Origin of the sequence: Nostoc sp. LPT (genome assembly GCF_017115165.1) — a bacterium.
Lineage (GTDB): Bacteria > Cyanobacteriota > Cyanobacteriia > Cyanobacteriales > Nostocaceae > Nostoc.
Genome location: NZ_JABXKF010000082.1, coordinates 1 through 18,813, shown reverse-complemented (window position 1 = coordinate 18,813; position 18,813 = coordinate 1). Strand labels below are relative to the sequence as shown.

Sequence of the window (18,813 nt, the reverse complement as noted above, 5' to 3'; positions counted from 1 at the left end):
ACTCCTAAAGTACCATTTCGGAAATCCCATAAAATAGTACAACATGAGTTACTTAGTGATTGGGAACACGCGAGTTAATTGAGTAACCTATCAGACATCAACTGAGGAACTATTGAAGAAGAATACAGAATTCAGAATTCAGAATTCAGCAATCTTGAGCGTGGGGGATTCAGACCCGCCACTGATTGAAGACCACCAAATTGAAAATTTAGCGGGGGTCTTAAACCCAGTTATTCAGACGCGACGCTCGTTCCTCGCTAACGCTACGCTATCGCGGACTCGCTTGCCGCCGGCGCTATCCGCTTTTTCGGTCAGAATACCTTTCCTGTATTCTGACGACTGACGCCTCTATTCTGTTCGGTAAATTAGAGGGGTGATGATTTCTTTGGCTCAATTGCCATGAGCCAACAATCTGAGTATTCTCCTTCATGCAGTTCATGTGCCGGCAATAGCTTTACTTTCACAAAACCACATTTCTCATAGCAGCGAATAGCACGAGAATTGTCAACGTGCGGATCTATGACAATTTTATGAGCTTGACACTGTTCAAAAAGATAGTTGATAAATACTGACAGCATTTTTGTACCAATTCCCTTGTTCCAATAGTCGGTTTCGCCGATGAATAAGTCAATCGCATAGACAAAATCGGTTTGGTCGAGATGATACAATTGTCTATCAGTTTCCGATAATTCATTGAGCGTACAATAATGCAAATAACCAATGGGAATATTTTGATAGTAGAAGAGGCACGGAACAACCGGTTCATCTCCCTTAACCATTGGTTTGTACGTTTCTATAATTCTTTCTAAGGGAAAAGGATTATCTCTTCCTTCATAAAATTCTAAAACTTTTGCATTAGTTAACCATTTTGCCATCAACTCATAATCATACATTTCATCTTGCATGAAACGAATACCTATTTCACCGTTTTGAATCAGCATATCTTGTTTACAAAAATTATTTAAATCAGCGATGCAATGATATTAATACTCATAGCTAAAATGGTAGTATTGAAAAAGAAGGATAATATGCTATGTAACAGAGTCAAGCGTCTCATACTGGGTGATGTTGTCTGCACATCTGAAACTTGACTAGTCATGCCGACTACAAATGAATAATATAAAAATTCCCAGTAGTCTGGATAGTCGTTATTAGGAAAATCTAAACCTTTGGTGATTTCTTCACTATGATTACGATTAATATATTTGTAATAGCTGTGTGCATATTGCACTGCAAACATCGTATGCACTAGTAACCAAGAACCGACAATGGTCATAATTGAAAGTATGACATGTAGGGTAAGCAGAATTCTTGATAACTCTTTTTTATCAGTTAATAAAAACCCAATGGCTAAAACACTGGCACAAGCCGCAGCAATCACCAGCATCAATATAGCGAAATGTCCTTCATATTCATTCTCAGCATAACGGCGAATTTTTTCTGGGTTAGCCTTAATCATTTTCCACCATGTTATAGCTAAGAAAAAGTCACTACCAGAGTTCCAAGCGCAGAGAATGCGAGTAGGTAAGTGCAGCCAAGGCGGCAGGATTACTAAAACTAATACAGCAAGTCCGACAGCAATCATCAGTCGGGGTCGGGAGTCAAAGTTTTTAAATAAATTAAGTTTCACAAATATTGCGATCACAGAGTTTAACTAATTCGTAATTCATAGTTTTCGGTGAAACACCACGCCACATTACCCAATCATCATTCCAGATTTTACTGGGGTCTGAATCCACATAAGTAGATGGACAAAAATATTTACAACCATTGCAAACCAAGTTAAGCAATCCAATACTCTGAGATTGTCTCTCTTGTCTATGAGAGGCTACGCGAATGTCTCACTCGTAATGACATTGTGTAATTAATTTTGTCCAAATACTTCTTTATCTTCCCAGTCTTTAATCTCCAGTTCTTAGTTACATTACAAATTACTTGAACTTGGCTCTAATCGTCTCTATTCGTTGACGATTAACACCCAAATCGCTCTGACCTAAACGTGAAGCTGAACGCACGTGGATAACATTGGCATTCCGGTCTAGGTAGAATTCTACATCATCCACAAATCTCAGTAAAGCACTTTTAAATTCTGCATATAAATAATCTTTATTTTCGGTAATGATTTTGGTTCTTGGTAGAGACTCAATAATCTGTTTAAGATTAGCGATCGCTTCTTCTGGAGTAGATGTAAAAGTCAGTGGTGCAATTTGGTGAGATGCATCTGTACTCTGACTAGAAACGCAATTAGGGGAATTAGGGCAGGATGCTAATTTACCGTCGCTAATACCTAAATTATTTGGTCGTTTGCCAGCAAAAACCATAATTATGTCTCCAGGTAAGTGAATAAATATACTCTCACACATTTGTTTGAATCACTGTAATACTTTGCCGTAATCGCATCTTCTGGCAAATGACAGATTCACTAAAACATTGGTGATGCGTTCGCCTCTAGCGTTGGCGAAGCCATCGCTCTATGATCCGGTAAGTATCATCTAAGCAAAGACAGATTTATGACGCAAACAATTTCAATTAACGACTCCGGGCGCTTGCAACTCACGCCGCTAGAAATTCCACCCCGTCTGCTGTTGGGGCCAGGGCCATCTAATGCCCATCCCACAGTTCTGCAAGCGATGAATACTTCACCCGTTGGGCATCTTGACCCAGCTTTTCTCGCACTCATGGATGAAATTCAGTCGTTACTACGCTACGTATGGCAAACAGAAAACTCACTTACCATTGCAGTCAGCGGTACGGGAACAGCCGCAATGGAAGCAACCATCGCCAATGCTGTAGAACCCGGTGATGTAGTTTTAATTGGTGTAGCTGGTTATTTTGGTAATCGCCTCGTAGATATGGCTGGACGTTATGGCGCTGATGTGCGAAGCATTACCAAACCTTGGGGACAAGTTTTCAATTTGGATGAACTTCAAACTGCCTTAAAAACCCATCGTCCAGCTATCTTAGCTCTAGTTCATGCCGAAACTTCCACCGGCGCACGTCAACCGTTGGAAGGGGTCGCTGATTTGTGTCGTGAATTTGGTACTTTACTACTAGTGGATTCGGTGACAAGTTTGGGCGGCGTCCCGTTGTTTTTGGATGCTTGGGGAGTTGACTTAGCCTATAGTTGTAGCCAAAAAGGGTTAGGTTGCCCGCCTGGTGCTTCTCCCTTTACGATGAGTGCGCGTGCAGTTGAAAAATTGCAACAGCGCCAAACGAAAGTTGCAAACTGGTATTTAGATATGTTGTTGCTAGGCAAGTATTGGGGTGCTGAACGCACCTATCACCACACCGCACCGATTAATTTATACTATGCATTGCGGGAAGCACTGCGTTTGCTTGCAGAAGAGGGATTAGCAAATTCCTGGCAGCGGCATCAAAAGAATGTAGAATATCTTTGGGAAGGTTTAGAGAATTTAGGACTGAGTATGCACGTTGAGCAACAGTATAGACTGCCAACGCTTACCACTGTCCGTATTCCAGCCGGGGTAGATGGTAAAGCGATCGCTCGGCAGTTACTCAATGAACATAATATTGAAATTGGCGGTGGTCTTGGCGAACTCACAGGTCTTGTTTGGCGCGTGGGATTGATGGGCTTTAATAGTCGAAAGGAAAGTGTTGACCAACTTTTAGCAGCACTACGGCAGGTTTTGCCTAAGTAGCTTTTACGCAATCAGGTGCGTTAACAGTAGTGTAACGCACCTAATACAAAAGGCGTAGGCGTAGCCCGCTGTAGGCATCCCACTAACATTGTTTGAGAATGAAAGAAAAGTTGATACTTTACACTTACTTACTCTTTTTACCAATCCCAACAATTAAAGAAAGAGCAGATTAATTTTTGCAGGTCAATACAATCGCATTGTCAGGCGAAACAATCGCATTGTCAGGCGAAACAATCGCATTGTCAGGCAAAACAATCGCATTGTTAGTCAGAACAATCGCATTGTCAGCCGTTGCATTAACTAATGTAGTATTGTGTTTAGATAATAGTTATGATTCCCACAGTCATTGCACCCCGCACGCCAGGTGCTTCAAGTCGGGCTTTGCCCGCCCAACGCACTGGCTCCCCTTAATCCCCTCCCCAAAGCATCGGCTACGGTGACACACAAGTCGAAATGTGCGACTATCTACAAAAATCCCATCCCACCTCAACAGCCACCTTCTTTACCAGAAGCAGTACGAATGATTGCGACTCTAGGCGGCTTTTTGGGTCGCAAAGGCGATGGTGAGCTTGGTGTGAAAACTATTTGGCGTTCGCGTACCGTCTCGAAGAGAGGATTGCGGCGATTACACGATATCACCGCCACCTGGAAATTAGTCGATCAGATTTCCTAGTTCATGGTTGATTATGTTTAGTGATCGCCTAGAAAATTTCCCTTTGCTTACATAATTCCCTATTTTTGTCAATCCTCCTTAGAACTTCTCATCAGCAAATCCTCTGGCTGACTTCTTTTCCGCAATCTTAAGAAAGATGTGACTAATGGATAGCTTTGGGAGAAGGGGAGACGCTGCGCGAACAAGTCAGGAAACCGCAAGGGCGCAGTGGCTCCCCAACCTACGCAGTTTAAAGTTTTTGACGCTAACCCAAGCGTATTGGTTTATAGATTTAATAATAACGAACATTGTTAGAAGCAAGCCTGATTAATTCTTCAACATTGTTTGAAATTGTATTACAAATAGTATTTAAAGGTAAGTCATTAGGATCAAAGCCAAAAGGTTCTTCGATTTCTGAGCCAATTTGTTCAATACTTAATAATGTAAAACTTACAAAAGCCATTACTATACCAGTCCACCAATTTAAAAAGCTCACAATTTCTAAAGGTAGTATAAGACAAAACATTAATAAAAGTTGTCTGAGTTTAATAGTATATATCAAAGGCAGCGGCGTTTTTAAAATGCGTTCGCAACCACCTAAAATATCGACTAAATCATCTACACAATTATGTAGAGTAGTCAGTTGATAGACATTTAGACAATTTCGGTCATGCTGATACTGCAAGTAATCTCCTATCCAATAAGCAATTTGTAGTGGAGGATGATCACTATTTTGGAGTTGTAAATATTGTTTCTCAGACATTAATGATGCCATCTGAGTGTCTAAAGGCACCGATCTTAGATGTAACTTCATTGCAACTGCAAAAGCAGTTACTAAGCGAAGCATTGCTTCTTTTTATAATTTATCTTCTGGTGTCTTCTCTTTAACTATTATCGAAATTCCCCGAGTTAAGTTACGCGATGTATTAACTAAAGCTCCCCATAGTTGACGACCTTCCCAAAATCTATCATGGGCTGTATTCGTCCGAAAGACTAATAGTAATGTAAAACCAATATTAAAACTTAAAACAGCATTGGTAAGAATATTGCTGGAATCTGAAAATGCTATTGGTAATCCTAAATGAACTAAAAATGATATGAAAGTACCATATATAGTACAAAAAATTACCCAAGGAAGAATAATGGAGATAATTGACCTTTCAAGCCGAAGAGTTACTTGAAGCCAGTTCAGCTTTTCACCTTTGTAAAGATGATACTTTTCTCTTAAAGAGTTTTTAGAATTATTTTGAAAATAGTTAGGTTGTTTCATGTTGTTAAGGTTTGAGGATTACATCAATTAGCAAACTAACTTTTTTAGCTAAATATATCTTGCTTAAGCAAGATATATGCAAAATGTAGATTTCCAAATAGTTACCGTAGTGGAACTATAATAAACACAAATTATAGTTGTAACATTGAAATTTATTTCTGGTAACCATCTTTAGGTAGGGAAATTTAATACTGTCTTCCAACTCTTCACCATAAACCTGATTTTCTGATTATTATTAAACTTTGTATTATTTCACTGCTTTCTGAGATAATTAGACGAAATGTACTGCTATTTACAGTAAATATTTACTTTTTCTCATCGACAGAGCAATGTCTACGACGGACTACACCTAAGCATTTGGGTTAATAACAGTTAGCGAATGCGTAACTCTCAAGCTATAAAATGGGGATAAACCCAATGAAATTTAATATTAAGCCAGCGAGTTACTCAATTTTAGATATCCGTTTTGAGAAAAACCATTATTGGGTGAAGGGTTATACAAATACTTTTTAAAATGACAAAAATATGTCATTACTAGATAATTTAATCGAAACTTATTTTAATAAAGATTTGGCAACAGTATTTACACAAGTTGGCATTGAAAGTATCAAAGTTACCGAAATCAATCGGCAAATTCTCAAAAAAGTAATCCTTGCTCAATAGTTACTAGAGTCTGCTGGTAGAGGTAAAAGCGATCTTGCTATCAATAAAGCTGAGAATATTAAAACTATAAAGCGCGATCGCATTAGCTAGGCTATATATCAGCAGGCAATCCTAACAGTGCAGACACAGACAAAGGACTATTTGACGCGATCAAATTATTTCAATCAATTATTGCTGGTTGCAGTAATGTTAATGGTGATAGATGAGTTTAATCTTTAAACTTTCTTCAACCAGGCAGTGGGTGAAAAAATTTATAGTTTTTGTCCTGCATAAATCGATCGCACTTCGCCATTACGTCGGATGACTGCTTCGCCATTACTGACATCTACTAGCGTCCAACCGCTGGAGCCGATACTTTCACCCATATTGATGCGGCGAGTCACGCCATCAATTTTAAACAGAGCGGCAGATTTGTTGCCCAACTCTAGCAATCCCTCTAAGGTATTACTCGGAGCAACTGCGATCGCAGTTGGCGGATATACTTGTTCCTGGGTAATAGTTGGTTCTGATGGTGCGAGTGCAGCACGCAATGGAACTACTGGTAATGCAGGCAGAGGCTTGGGTGTTTGCCGCACGGTAATGGGTGCTGTTTTGGCTGCCACAGGTTTGAGTTCGGCTCGGACAGCGGCAGCTAACATATTAACAGTTACAGGTTTGGCAGCTTGTCGCACTGTATTCAGGGCAGTTTTCACAACATTAGGTTGAGATCCCTGCAATACACTGGCAACTTGTGGTAAAAGTGTGGGAGTCCCCGGAATGGCAGGAAGGGCATAGCGCATTGGTGACGGCGCTTGATAAACGGGGACGTAGATGCGCTCAACAACACTTCCAGAACGATTGGGGGTTGGTGGTGTATTGTTAGCTAGAAGTGGAAGTGCTGGTAGATTACCAGTTACTTGCTGACGACCAAGGGCTATTTGGTTAGTATTTGCCTGACTGGAGAATCCTGGACTGAAAGATTTTTGATTGCTTTTTGCTCCTTGCTTATCTATAACAGCCAGCGATTGGAGCATATAGTCAACTAACTCTGCCTCTATTTCTGTTTTTACGGGCAACCGTGACTGCGATTGCGGCAATAGAAGCGCTGATTCAGGCAATTTGGTATTTAAAAGATATACGACTCCAGACTGCACCAAGTAGATCATACTAGCGATCGCCACGCCTAAAGTTGTTCCTACAATCAGCAGTTTGCCCAAAACCGGACTAGTTTTCTGACGCTTTCTACTAACTGGTTTAACAGTAGCGGGATCAAATATAACGGTACTCAATTGCTTGTGGTTATCTTGAGCAACTGAATGTACTGCTTGGTTCAGTGTGTTCGGTAAGATAATCTGTGGTATCGTAACTGTTTGCAGCACGGGTTCTGGAGGTGATTGGCGTTGAGCTTGGGCGGAAACTCCAGCAACAGAGTGGTTTGATTTGTTTTGACTACCGTGCCTAACAGTTTGAGAAGGTAAATTACCACTAGCATCCAGAATGTAGTCGATATCGGCAAAGAGTTCATCCATTAGGCCATCAGCATAGTTTTCTATCGACCAAGGCTCGTTGGTGATTAAGTCCTCTGATGGTTCTGGTACTATGAGACGGGTGCTGGCTTCTTGTAACATAGACGTTCTGGGTTGTTGCTTGGACGAGGAAACGGCACCCCTACTGCCTGGAATTAGGATTATAAAGAAGGCAGCAAGTAGAGGGCAGTTATTACTGAAAGAAAGAAGTATGAATAAAAACTTTAGTCCTGGGTGATTACCCTGCTTAAAAATCAGAATTGTATTAAGATGTGTCAGGCAATATACAAAGAGTGGAGCCGCTCCGTCTCCGGTCTTGCCCCAATCCTATGCAGTTGCGCGTGGGTTATTCCTGCCTCCTGCCTCCTGAATAATGAAACATCCAATCCCTTATCTTAATTGAGATAAGTTGATTGAGTGTTGGTATTAAACTCAACTTTCATCTAGGGATTGTTGATGATGTCAGTACTAATACTTATGTCATCTATCATACCAATTTCTCTCCCTACTACTATACTCAGTCTTTATCAAGCTTGTATTAAGCTAACGCTGGAAACTCTGACTGGCTCTTGGTTCTACGCAATTCTAGATATAATAATAAAGCGTTAATATCCGCTGGATTTACACCACCTATACGTGCAGCTTGACCAAGGGTGAGTGGTTTTATGTGAGTCAGCTTTTCCCGTGCCTCTTTAGAAAGAGTATCAATTGTTGTGTAGTCTAAATCCCCAGGTAACTGACGGTGAGCTTGGCGGGCAATTTGGTCAATCTGATTTTGTTGCCTAGCGAGATAGCCAGAATACTTGATGTCAATTTCTGCGCCTTCTTTCTCGGCCCGGTTGAGGTTGGGGTTTCCCAGTCCGAACCTGTCGAGGTCAACGTAATGCAATCCTGGACGCCGCAACAAGTCATTGAGGGTAATTGAACCTTTAATTGCTTGTTGGGTATCAGATGCGATCGCTATTCCAATTTCATCATGTTCTTTAACTCGTGTGGTTTGCAATCTTTGTTTTTCTGTGGTGATATTACCCTGTTTTTGGGTAAACATATCCCAGCGGCGATCATCAATTAAACCAATTTCCCGTCCCAAGGGTGTCAAGCGTTGGTCGGCATTGTCAGAACGCAATAGCAATCGGTACTCTGACCTACTGGTAAGCATCCGGTAAGGTTCTCGCAGGTCTTTTGTACACAGGTCATCAACTAGCGTCCCAATGTAACTTTGCTCACGGGCAAACACAATCATTTCTTGAGAGCGAACAAATCGAGCGGCGTTAATTCCCGCCACCAGCCCTTGGGCTGCGGCTTCTTCATAACCTGTGGTGCCGTTAATCTGCCCAGCACAAAACAGCCCCGCAATCTTTTTGGTCATTAGTGTGGGGTAACACTGAGTTGCTGGTAAATAGTCATATTCCACTGCATAGGCGGGACGCAGCATCACACATTTTTCCAAACCGGGGAGAGTCCGCAACATTTGCAGTTGCAAATTTTCTGGCAACCCTGTAGAAAACCCTTGAATATAAAGTTCGGGTATATCCCTTCCTTCCGGTTCAATAAAGATTTGGTGGCTTTCTTTATCGGCAAAGCGCACAATTTTATCTTCAATACTGGGACAATAACGCGGCCCTTTGGCTTCCACCCAACCACCATAAACTGGCGACAGGTGTAAATTTTCCTGAATCAGGCGATGTGTTTCGGCGGTTGTGCGGGTGATGTAGCAAGGCATCTGTTCCCGTTCTATCCACACATCTGGGTCAAAGCTAAACCAGCGCACATCTTCATCTCCTGGCTGGATGAGCATTTTACTGTAATCTACTGATCGCTTATCTACCCGTGCTGGAGTTCCAGTTTTAAGCCTGCCGGTTTCAAATCCCAGGCGATTTAGGGTTTGTGTCAATCCTTCAGCTGCAAATTCTCCAGCCCGTCCGGCTGGCATTGATTTGTTACCAACCCAAATTTTGCCTCCTAGGAAGGTGCCAGTTGTTAAGATGACTGCTTTACATTGGAACCCAACACCAAAATATGTTTCAACGCCGATGACTTCATTGTTAGCACCCAGCACCAAATCTGTTGCCATACTTTCGCGGATTGTCAAGTTTTCTTGATTCTCGACAATATTTTTCATCACTGCTGCATATTCGCGCTTATCAGTCTGGGCGCGTAATGCCCAAACAGCAGGTCCCCGTGAAGAGTTGAGGATGCGTTTTTGCAGATAGGTGCGGTCTGCTACTTTACCAATTTCTCCGCCGAGTGCATCTACCTCATGAGTCAACTGAGATTTGGCCGGGCCACCTACTGCTGGGTTACAAGGTTGCCAAGCGATTTTATCCAAGTTGAGCGTCAATAGCAGGGTACGACAACCGAGGCGTGCAGAGGCGAGAGCTGCTTCGCAACCGGAGTGACCTGCACCGACGACTATAACATCAAAAGCGTCTTGGAATTCAACGGAATTGTGCATGGTCATACTTACAGGATCGGCAAGCTTAGAGTTCTTTTCAATTTTAACTGTTCCAGTGGTTTCATGGATGTAACTTTCTGATAAACAAGTTATCAAACTTACTAGTACTTAATTTAAGGCAAGGTTCCATTTTTTAACTTTAGTAGTAAGTAAAAAATCTCATCTTTTTGAAAATTTGTGACAACGTTCCGGTTTGTTGATCGCAGCTATTGTTCATATCGTTATCCAGTACAAAATTGGTATGTATTAGATGTTTCTCTAACTTGGATGAAGTTATAATCCAATACCGAAAGTCATCTATGCTTTCAGCTATCAATAATAGATATTTTCCAAGAAAAATCTTAATTTTATTCTTGAATCAATAAGCAATTATTTAAAAATGAAACTCATACTCAGAAATCAAAAAAATATTACTAGGTTCATTAGAAAGACAAGTTTCATCAGTATAGTTATTTTGATAATTTTTGTATTAGTAGCTAGCAATGAGATTACTAATCACAAAGTTGCTATAACTGCTAAACCATTACAAGAATGCTTAAGTAATAATTCGTTATCTTGTATAGATATCTCTAAAAATACAATATTAAAACCATTTATTCCCGATCCAAAATTAAATGCTCAACAGCGTTTTTTATCTGCGATCGCTAGAAAATTATCCACAATTCCCCAGCCTGGTACTTATGAATATACTTTGCTGCGAAGCTATGGTGCTGTATTCGTTAATCCAGATATTGGGATTAAATTGCCGCAAAAAGATATCTTTGCTAATGAACAAGAAACCCAAGAGTTTCAAGCTACTTTAAAGATGGGTCATATTGATGGTACTAATGACTGTTTTTTACAAAAACCTGCGGCTGATGCTTTAAATAAAGCGCGAGTTCAACAGCAAATTCCGCTAAAATCTGGTTATGGTTCTGGTGATTGTACTCGCACTTTCAACACTAATTTAAAATTTTGGAATAAATATGCTAATAATCAAGTTTTAACAAAAGTTCAACAAGGTAAAGAAACAAAAATTCTCGGTTTAGTTGCACCTCCCGGAACTTCACAACATCTTTGGGGATTAGCAATTGATTTACGCGTAGGCGGTAAAGAACAGAGAAAAGCTCTTAATCAAAATGGTTGGTTTCAAACTGTAGAAAATGATGTCCCACATTGGACTTATGTGGGTTTATCTGAAGAGAATTTACCTTTATTTGGTTTTAAAAAACAAGCTATTCGAGGTACTATCTATTGGATGACACCACTTTAATTGTTAGATAGCATGAAAACTTGGGAATACTAACCTAAAATATGTATTATCAGGGATTTAGCTATGCCAAACGAAGCTGCTAACCAGGAGCAAGACTTCCTAATTGATTTATTAAGAGCAACTTATCAAAATCAGGAAATATATCCAATTCTGCAAAGTAACTTAAGTAAACTCAACGATGATTTAGCTTTAAAGTTGCGAAAAAGGGTAAGCGATCGCTTCGCTAAAGAACCTGCCATTGCTATTAATTTAGCTAGAGTCATTATCAAACTGAGTACCATTATTCAAGAGTTTCAACAAGGGAATATTGCTAGTAATTTAGAAATTGCGATCGCAGGTTATGAAACAGTTTTGCAAGTGTGTACCCGTGAGGCTTTTCCCCAAGAATGGGATATCGTTCAGCAAGCTTTAGTAACAGCTTATCAGCAACGCCAGTATATTCTCTCCAGAACCATTGGTGAACTGCGAGAGCAGACTGTCCAAACCCAGAGTCAGATTAATACATTAACTGAGCAGTTACAAGAAGAATTACAAAAAGCAAAATTACAAGTTAATGACTTAACAACAACAATTACAGAGTTAAAACAGGAAACGAGTAGTTCAGAGTCAGCGCCAGAAATAACGTCTTTAATCGCTGAGTTAAAAGAGTTAAAGCAGCGTCAGATTCGTGTAGAGCAGTTTACTTCCACGGCTCATGCTTCACCTAATATTGGGCAGTTCAATACAGCTATTTTTTATGATATTGAAAATTTAACAATGGGTAGAAGCAACCCTAACCTAAATTTTTCTCTGAAACAAATTCAAACAAATCTAGAAAATACTAACCTAGTTAATAAAATTGCTATCCAATGCGCTTATGCTGACTGGAGTGATTCTCGATTAAGGCTACTCAAGAATGAGATTCAAGAACTTGGTATTGAAGCAATTCAAATTTTTGATTATAGTCATAAACGGAATGCAGCAGATATGCAATTGGCAATTGATATCATGGAATTAGCCCAGAGTCGTCCTACATTGCAAGTTTTCGTTATTGTATCAGGTGATGGTGCATTTGCTGCTTTAGCTAAAAAGCTCCATGAATATGGAAAGACTGTAATTGGATGTGCTTATGAAGGACAAATTAATCGTATTCTCAAGTCTGTTTGTGATTGTTTTATACCTATACCTGCTCCTCAAGCAAAAATAGAGAATATTTCAATTAATGAAGTAATTAGCGAGAGTCCATTAAATGATGATATTTTAGTAGTAACTAAGAAAGCTTTAGAGGAATTGAAGCAGAATATTGAGCAATTAAGTCAGTTGAAACAAGGTGGTATTCCTATATCTCAAATTCACAAGATATTAAGAGAAAAAATTCCAGCTTTTGACCAAAAAAGAGAAAAGCATGTTGAAAAACTGACAACTTTTTTGAAAAAAATTATTGAAGGAACAAATATTTGTTTATCGATTGAGAACAATAAATTAATTTTGAGAGAAACGTTAACTATAGGGTATAATGGCTCATCAAATAAAACTTTGAATAGTGATAGCTCTTATTTAAGGACTAAAGTGCTTACTACAAACTCCGTTAACCTGTCATAATTCCGCTTGGCAGACTATTAGTACAGTACTCCCACAATTTAGACACACGTACCCTGAGTATAGGACTTTTGAATTCTGGCGACTGACGTATGTATTCTGTTTTGATAAATTTCAAAATAAAAATTCAGTTAGTCTTTACAAAAGGTACAGGTAGTTTGACAAATAAAACTTTTTTATCTTTAGCTCCGTTCTTCAACTCTTGCAAAAGTACTTTTTACAAGAGTTGAAGAAACAGTATCCTAACGACTGTTATTCATTAACAATCGTAAAGCCTTCATAATCAACGACTCCACTCACAGCATTTGGTAAATTAACGTTACCAAGTAAGGTGGCGGTTGCAAAGCCAGCGCCATTAGTACCTGTGGCACTACCTAAACCTAGACCTGATGCAGCAAGTTCATCTTGGTAGCCTGTGATCTCATAGACAGCACCAGTTTCCAGCCAACCTAACAATCTTTGAGAACCGAAGTTAGTAAATGACAACCCAGAATCTGCGCTGACATTCAAAGCTTGCCCTGAAGAAGTTCTCAGAGTAATCGGTGCAGATAGCTCACCAGTAAGCAAATCGACTTTGTAAAGCTGGTTTCCATCTCCATCATTAGTCCTGAAATCGCTAGCAAGAGCGCGAGTTCTACCAGGATTGAGATTGTCGATAGCTAATCCATCGGCAAATTTCCCAGCGTTGGTAGGTTGAGTTCCTTGTCTTTGTGCAGCAGTAGTAGCTGGGCCAAAGCCGTCTACAAGGCTAAGAGTTCCGGGGTTAGCTGTAGTAATTTTATAAAGAGAGCTTCCTACTGGCACTCCATTACTGGTAGCTTGATTGCCTGAAATGTTGTATAGAACAATTGGTTGACCACTTACTGAATAGTCACGTCCAAAGTCAGCACCTGAATCAAATCCAAAACGACGTAGGTCAGATGGTGTACGCGTTGGTGAGAATGCGCCTGGAGCAAAAGGCTGATCTACACTATCAACGCGAATAACACCTGGATCGATTGGTGTTGTAGAACCGGTGACGCGTGCTTCGTTAACCGCACTTATCCTTCCAGTAGTGGGGTTAGTTCCTAAACCTTCTAGGTCTGCGGTAGCAGCAGTACCTGCAAGATTGACTGTACCTACTTTTGTAGGGGTAATAGAACCTCCAGGGCCAGAAGGGATCAAAAAGCGGTAAACGTCAAGTTGTTTTCCATTAGTAGCGTCTGAGTCACGATCCTCTCCAATGGTATAGCCGTAAAGAGCCATGAGAATTTTCTCCTTATTGAAACCTGTTAAACTTTTGAGAACACTCCAAATATGCAAACTGCTATCTGACTAAAAGCTTGTACGACACAAACAAAACTAACCTTCCCAGGCTGAGATTTAAGATTAGTCTGCGTTATATTACTTTGCTTATATAGCAGAGAAATTTGCAAAACTGAAATACTCCTAAACTTTTGACTGTAAAGAAGCTAAGACAACTTAACTCAAGATTGTTGTAATTACTATTTGCTCAATTTCTGAAAGTAGGATATGTGAGAACTTGATGTCAGAGGTAGAAATCTCAAAACTACATCAAGTTACACTTTCAGACATTTTTTGGGAACCCATTATTCCCCAACTAGATTACAATGAGGCGAGAGTTAAGCATCTTTAATTTGCCCGTTAAAAGTCAAACTTTAAGGTTGTAAATTGTATTTGGAGTTATCTTGATAAGACTATATTTGACTAATATTAAGGTTTAATAACAGCTTGGTTAAGGTTTAGTAGTTGCTGAATGTTTTCACTCGCTGATATACTTCTTCCGTTGTTTCAACAAAAAAGCACATCGGGGCAAAGTAATATAGAAGTAGGCTTTCTCCTTGTGAAACCGCTACGGATTACCTCTGAGGTTGCATAGAGCAATTTACTCAATCCTTTTGTCTTGCCAAGTCTGATTTTGTAGAGTTTCACAAAGAAAGAGAATTTTACTAGATAAAATACCACAGTTAATTAATACATTTGGCAAAGGTATTAGTACAGACAGAAGTTGACTGATTTAATAGCTATTAAACAATTTATCTTCGCAGGCGATCGCTTTTAGCCTGTTCACTTCAAAATCCCTTGGGCGAAAATAATTAAAGAAGACTTAAAGGACAAAACTAAAAATAAAGTTTTATTTTTTTACCTTTTCCTTGAACCTGATTCTGCCAGAAATTTAATGGCTTTTTGGAGGACTAAATCAGACTTTTCCTAAAGCGTAACCGCACAGCATCAAGCCGGAGACTTTTCCGTTACTCCGGGCTTTTCTTCATATATTGCAACCTAGATGCAATCAAATTTCTCCTCTGGTTTCAGCAAAATATTAATTAGAAAGTGGGTTTATTATTACTTAACTTAGCTGGGTTCAAATTTAGTTACCTTACCTTTCTTAATGGCAACAATCACATCGTAATGCGAACAATAAGCGAAGGTGACATCATTTATGTCAAAATAAAAATACCCGATACATCAAGGTGAGCGATCGCTCCCAAAGCTAGATTAAAGGATTGACCTGAGCAATGGCAGACCCAACCAATCACAATCAAGCGGGAGAAGTAGCTCCCAGCACTGTTGACAAGCAAGCTCCCAGTGTGGCTGAAGAACACGCTCCTAGTACAGACTCACCCGAAGCCACAGATATTCCTACTGCCAACGCGCCAGATCCCAAAGCCGCAAATCCCGAAGATAATCCCAATGCTGCTAAACCAGCTGCTGTACCACCCAAGCGAGAAAAACCCGCCGCCGCAGCTAAAGCCGCAAAAGGAGAAAAACCCGCCGCCGCCGACGACGCAACGGAAGAAAAACCCGCCGCAGCTAAAGCCGCTAAGAAGGAAAAAGCCCCAGCTGTTGAAAATAAGCCATTTGTAGAGTTCATTGAGCAAGACTACTTGCCAGCTTTACAAAAAGCGATCGCTCAAAAAGGCGTACAAGATTTACAGGTGTCTTTTGCCAAGCAAAAAGTGCCAATTACTGGCTTTGAATCCGCCGAAGAATGCTGGCAAATTATCGGCAGTTGGTCAGAAATTGGTAAGCGTCAGTTTAACCTGTATTTCCCCGAAGAAGATATTCAAGGGAAAAAGGGATTTTCTTGTAATGAAGGCAAAAAACCCAGCACTTTTGAGTCATTCTTAATCGATGAACGCAAAATTACCCTCGATTTATTGGTATATGGCTTAGTTCAGCGCTTGGACGGTCAAAAGTGGTTAGGTAGAAATTAGTCATTGGTCATTGGTCATTGGTCATTAGTTTTTAACAAAGGACAAATGACAAATAACAATTAAAGTTCGTGGAAATGGTAGGTAACGGCTCCAGTATTGGGGTCGTTATCAATTTTTACATAATTTGATTTGTACATCTCTTTGAGAGTAGCTTCCACTTCAGCAAAGCTGGCTCCCGTGAACTTCACCCCTTGAGTGACAGTTAAAATACCACCCTTGCTTTGCGCCACTTCAATCAGTTTCACCATGAGTTGGTTGCCTGTTGGGCGGTGGACTTGAGAAGCAACCACTGCTTGATTCAACGGCACACCAAAGGGAGAGACACCCGCTTTTAATCTCAGGTTGTGTTCGTATTCGTCAACTATGTTGGGGATAAAGAACAAATCCACAAACTGCCCTATACCAAACACACCACCAGTCAACAGCCAAAACAAACCAGTTACGATCCTGCCATTGTAGAAACGGTGCAATCCTCCCACCCCCATAAATCCGACTGCACACAAGATATAAGAGACAAGAAGTCGGTCTTTTTGCTGCTGATTGTTTTCGAGATTCATCTTGTTTTCAAACCTTTGGATTTACTCTTGTTGTTTAAGATAGGTTTTTCAGTCTACTTTTTTATACTAAGTAATTATAGCTAGATTTACATCATGCATCAGTTGCTTGCTAGCAATTTTCTTAGTGGACACTACTGTTCGCTGCAACTCTGATTTGAAGTTGTGGGCATTGTCCAATCTCTAGTTATTAATAAAAGTGCAATATATAACTAGAGGATTTATAATTTTTCAGTAATTATGCTACTCATGGATTGTTAATTTTAAGCCGAACGACGTATTAATAGAACCCCATGAATTTATTTTAGTAACAACCACAGAAAATTACTGAGATAGTAGTGCTTTGAGAATCAAAAGGTAAATGCGACTCCACTCGATCAAAATAATGCTGCTCACTCAACTACATTTATTTGACTACCAATCTGCGATTTTTGATTCCGCTAATATTGAATGATTGTTGCAACTCTTAATGTTTTGCTTACAAATTTCTCACCCGCACCTTGGTAGACTGAACTTTATACAATTCGATTATTGTGGGCTGTTGCGGTTTGCCAGAGCATTTCTGGTGAGGCAGTCGGGTCTTTTCCTAAAGGGAGAGGCTAGCGCCAACGGAGTTTCCACGCCAGTTGCTTCAAGTCGGCACAGCCGCCCAACGCACTGGCTCCCGATGAGGAACTGCCGTTACCGTGGCGGTAGAGACGTAGGAACGTCACCCGAAAGGTCTACTTAAGATAATAAAGACGAAAGAGAAATCAAGACATGGTAGATTCCCTCAAAAAACCAGGCTTTGAAGAAATCCGGCCAGGAATTAAAGTCCCGGCAAAAGAAACCCTGTTAACACCTCGGTTTTATACTACCGATTTTGATGAAATGGCACGGATGGATATCTCCGTCAATGAAGATGAGTTAAGAGCCATTCTTGAAGAGTTCCGCACTGACTACAATCGCCACCACTTTGTTCGGGATGCCGAGTTTGAACAATCCTGGGATCATATTGACGGGGAAACTCGCCGATTGTTCGTTGAATTTCTAGAACGTTCCTGTACGGCAGAGTTTTCCGGCTTTTTGCTGTATAAAGAACTTGGTCGTCGCTTGAAAGGCAAAAGCCCTGTTTTGGCAGAGTGTTTTAATCTGATGTCACGGGATGAAGCGCGTCACGCTGGCTTTTTGAATAAAGCTTTGTCGGACTTTAATATGTCCCTAGATTTAGGCTTTTTGACTAAGAGTCGCAGTTATACCTTCTTTAAACCGAAATTCATCTTCTACGCTACTTATCTTTCTGAGAAGATCGGTTATTGGCGCTATATCACCATTTATCGCCATTTAGAAGCACATCCCGAAGACCGGGTTTATCCAATCTTCCGGTTCTTTGAGAACTGGTGTCAGGATGAAAACCGTCACGGCGATTTCTTTGATGCAATCATGAAATCCCAGCCGCAAATATTGAATGATTGGAAAGCAAAGCTATGGAGTCGGTTCTTCCTGTTGTCGGTGTTTGCGACTATGTATCTCAATGACATCCAACGCAAGGACTTTTATGCCACCCTGGGATTGGATGCACGAGAATACGACATCCATGTTATTCAGAAGACTAACGAGAATGCAGGTAGGGTATTCCCACTGATGCTGGATGTAGAGAATCCAGAGTTTTATCAGCGCTTGGATACTTGTATAAGCAATAACCAGAAGCTGGGTGCGATCGCTAACTCCAACACTCCCAAATTCCTGCAATTCTTCCAAAAACTGCCGCTTTACATCTCCAACGGCTGGCAGTTATTGCGGCTGTACCTGATGAAACCGATTGATACTGTTTCTGCTCAAGGGGCAGTTCGTTAAGTTATAAAAGATTTGCGAAAGCTTTGGTGGTTCTGCTGATTGCAGAGCCACTTTTTTTGTCCTTTTTCCAAGCCAATAATTACTGATATGTCAAGCAATTAGTACTGCGATCGCTAATATCATGTCCGGATAATCGCTTACGATAAAAGTAGTGAGTGCAAAGATGAGTAA

Annotated in this window: 13 protein-coding genes and 2 pseudogenes; 7 read left to right on the top strand and 8 right to left on the bottom strand. The window is 40.3% G+C overall.

Annotated features, from left to right (window positions below; genetic code table 11):
• Positions 1–365: 365 nt before the first annotated feature.
• From HWQ58_RS17545 to HWQ58_RS17535, 3 genes are all read right to left on the bottom strand, one after another.
• Positions 366–941 (bottom strand): GNAT family N-acetyltransferase, encoded by a 576-nt coding sequence (locus HWQ58_RS17545; RefSeq protein ID WP_292865093.1) that lies wholly within the window; start codon positions 939–941, stop codon positions 366–368.
• Between the two features lie 20 nt (positions 942–961).
• A complete protein-coding gene (locus HWQ58_RS17540) occupies positions 962–1,630 on the bottom strand; it encodes a DUF1345 domain-containing protein (RefSeq protein WP_292865091.1) in 669 nt (222 codons plus the stop codon).
• A gap of 301 nt (positions 1,631–1,931) precedes the next feature.
• A complete protein-coding gene (locus HWQ58_RS17535) occupies positions 1,932–2,321 on the bottom strand; it encodes a DUF1499 domain-containing protein (RefSeq protein ID WP_292865088.1) in 390 nt (129 codons plus the stop codon).
• 189 nt (positions 2,322–2,510) lie between these two features.
• On the opposite strand from HWQ58_RS17535, the gene HWQ58_RS17530 reads away from it, so the two are divergent.
• Positions 2,511–3,659, top strand: coding sequence for an alanine--glyoxylate aminotransferase family protein (locus HWQ58_RS17530; protein WP_292865085.1), 1,149 nt, complete (start codon positions 2,511–2,513; stop codon positions 3,657–3,659).
• Between the two features lie 445 nt (positions 3,660–4,104).
• Positions 4,105–4,332, top strand: a pseudogene (locus HWQ58_RS17525) (IS4 family transposase); the annotation flags it as partial.
• 271 nt (positions 4,333–4,603) lie between these two features.
• Here the strand turns inward: HWQ58_RS17525 and HWQ58_RS17520 are convergent.
• A pseudogene (locus HWQ58_RS17520) lies at positions 4,604–5,581 on the bottom strand (bestrophin family ion channel).
• Between the two features lie 525 nt (positions 5,582–6,106).
• On the opposite strand from HWQ58_RS17520, the gene HWQ58_RS17515 reads away from it, so the two are divergent.
• Complete coding sequence (locus tag HWQ58_RS17515; RefSeq protein ID WP_292865082.1) at positions 6,107–6,244, top strand: hypothetical protein; 138 nt, start codon at positions 6,107–6,109, stop codon at positions 6,242–6,244.
• Between the two features lie 251 nt (positions 6,245–6,495).
• Here the strand turns inward: HWQ58_RS17515 and HWQ58_RS17510 are convergent, their stop codons facing one another.
• A complete protein-coding gene (locus HWQ58_RS17510; RefSeq protein ID WP_292865079.1) occupies positions 6,496–7,851 on the bottom strand; it encodes a hypothetical protein in 1,356 nt (451 codons plus the stop codon).
• A gap of 436 nt (positions 7,852–8,287) precedes the next feature.
• Positions 8,288–10,210 (bottom strand): tRNA uridine-5-carboxymethylaminomethyl(34) synthesis enzyme MnmG, encoded by a 1,923-nt coding sequence (gene mnmG / locus HWQ58_RS17505; protein ID WP_292865290.1) that lies wholly within the window; start codon positions 10,208–10,210, stop codon positions 8,288–8,290.
• A 373-nt stretch (positions 10,211–10,583) separates the two neighbouring features.
• Here mnmG and HWQ58_RS17500 point away from each other — a divergent pair, with 373 nt between their 5' ends.
• Together HWQ58_RS17500 and HWQ58_RS17495 are read left to right on the top strand one after the other, a co-directional pair.
• A complete protein-coding gene (locus HWQ58_RS17500; protein WP_292865076.1) occupies positions 10,584–11,456 on the top strand; it encodes a M15 family metallopeptidase in 873 nt (290 codons plus the stop codon).
• A gap of 63 nt (positions 11,457–11,519) precedes the next feature.
• Positions 11,520–13,037 carry an NYN domain-containing protein gene (locus HWQ58_RS17495; RefSeq protein ID WP_292865073.1) on the top strand — a complete coding sequence of 506 codons (1,518 nt, stop codon included), beginning with the start codon at positions 11,520–11,522 and terminating at the stop codon, positions 13,035–13,037.
• Positions 13,038–13,286: 249 nt separating this feature from the next.
• Here HWQ58_RS17495 and HWQ58_RS17490 read toward each other — a convergent pair whose 3' ends face one another.
• On the bottom strand, positions 13,287–14,279 hold the full coding sequence (locus tag HWQ58_RS17490; protein WP_292865070.1) for a water stress protein WSP1: 993 nt from the start codon (positions 14,277–14,279) through the stop codon (positions 13,287–13,289).
• A 1,274-nt stretch (positions 14,280–15,553) separates the two neighbouring features.
• Here HWQ58_RS17490 and HWQ58_RS17485 point away from each other — a divergent pair.
• Complete coding sequence (locus HWQ58_RS17485) at positions 15,554–16,252, top strand: DUF2996 domain-containing protein (RefSeq protein ID WP_292865067.1); 699 nt, start codon at positions 15,554–15,556, stop codon at positions 16,250–16,252.
• 59 nt (positions 16,253–16,311) lie between these two features.
• On the opposite strand, the gene HWQ58_RS17480 is transcribed toward HWQ58_RS17485, so the two are convergent.
• Entirely contained in the window at positions 16,312–16,809 is a 498-nt protein-coding gene (locus HWQ58_RS17480; protein WP_292865064.1) for an NINE protein, read from the bottom strand.
• Between the two features lie 756 nt (positions 16,810–17,565).
• Between HWQ58_RS17480 and acsF the strand changes: the two genes are divergently transcribed.
• Positions 17,566–18,642 carry a magnesium-protoporphyrin IX monomethyl ester (oxidative) cyclase gene (gene acsF / locus HWQ58_RS17475; RefSeq protein WP_292865061.1) on the top strand — a complete coding sequence of 359 codons (1,077 nt, stop codon included), beginning with the start codon at positions 17,566–17,568 and terminating at the stop codon, positions 18,640–18,642.
• Positions 18,643–18,813: the final 171 nt, after the last annotated feature.

Bases quoted from the DNA above. Each gene is read 5' to 3' on its own strand.
- HWQ58_RS17545 (WP_292865093.1), bottom strand. From the start codon at position 941: ATGCTGATTCAAAACGGTGAAATAGGTATTCGTTTCATGCAAGATGAA.
- HWQ58_RS17535 (WP_292865088.1), bottom strand. From the start codon at position 2,321: ATGGTTTTTGCTGGCAAACGACCAAATAATTTAGGTATTAGCGACGGT.
- HWQ58_RS17530 (WP_292865085.1), top strand. From the start codon at position 2,511: ATGACGCAAACAATTTCAATTAACGACTCCGGGCGCTTGCAACTCACG.
- HWQ58_RS17515 (WP_292865082.1), top strand. From the start codon at position 6,107: ATGTCATTACTAGATAATTTAATCGAAACTTATTTTAATAAAGATTTG.
- HWQ58_RS17510 (WP_292865079.1), bottom strand. From the start codon at position 7,851: ATGTTACAAGAAGCCAGCACCCGTCTCATAGTACCAGAACCATCAGAG.
- mnmG (WP_292865290.1), bottom strand. From the start codon at position 10,210: ATGACCATGCACAATTCCGTTGAATTCCAAGACGCTTTTGATGTTATA.
- HWQ58_RS17500 (WP_292865076.1), top strand. From the start codon at position 10,584: ATGAAACTCATACTCAGAAATCAAAAAAATATTACTAGGTTCATTAGA.
- HWQ58_RS17495 (WP_292865073.1), top strand. From the start codon at position 11,520: ATGCCAAACGAAGCTGCTAACCAGGAGCAAGACTTCCTAATTGATTTA.
- HWQ58_RS17490 (WP_292865070.1), bottom strand. From the start codon at position 14,279: ATGGCTCTTTACGGCTATACCATTGGAGAGGATCGTGACTCAGACGCT.
- HWQ58_RS17485 (WP_292865067.1), top strand. From the start codon at position 15,554: ATGGCAGACCCAACCAATCACAATCAAGCGGGAGAAGTAGCTCCCAGC.
- HWQ58_RS17480 (WP_292865064.1), bottom strand. From the start codon at position 16,809: ATGAATCTCGAAAACAATCAGCAGCAAAAAGACCGACTTCTTGTCTCT.
- acsF (WP_292865061.1), top strand. From the start codon at position 17,566: ATGGTAGATTCCCTCAAAAAACCAGGCTTTGAAGAAATCCGGCCAGGA.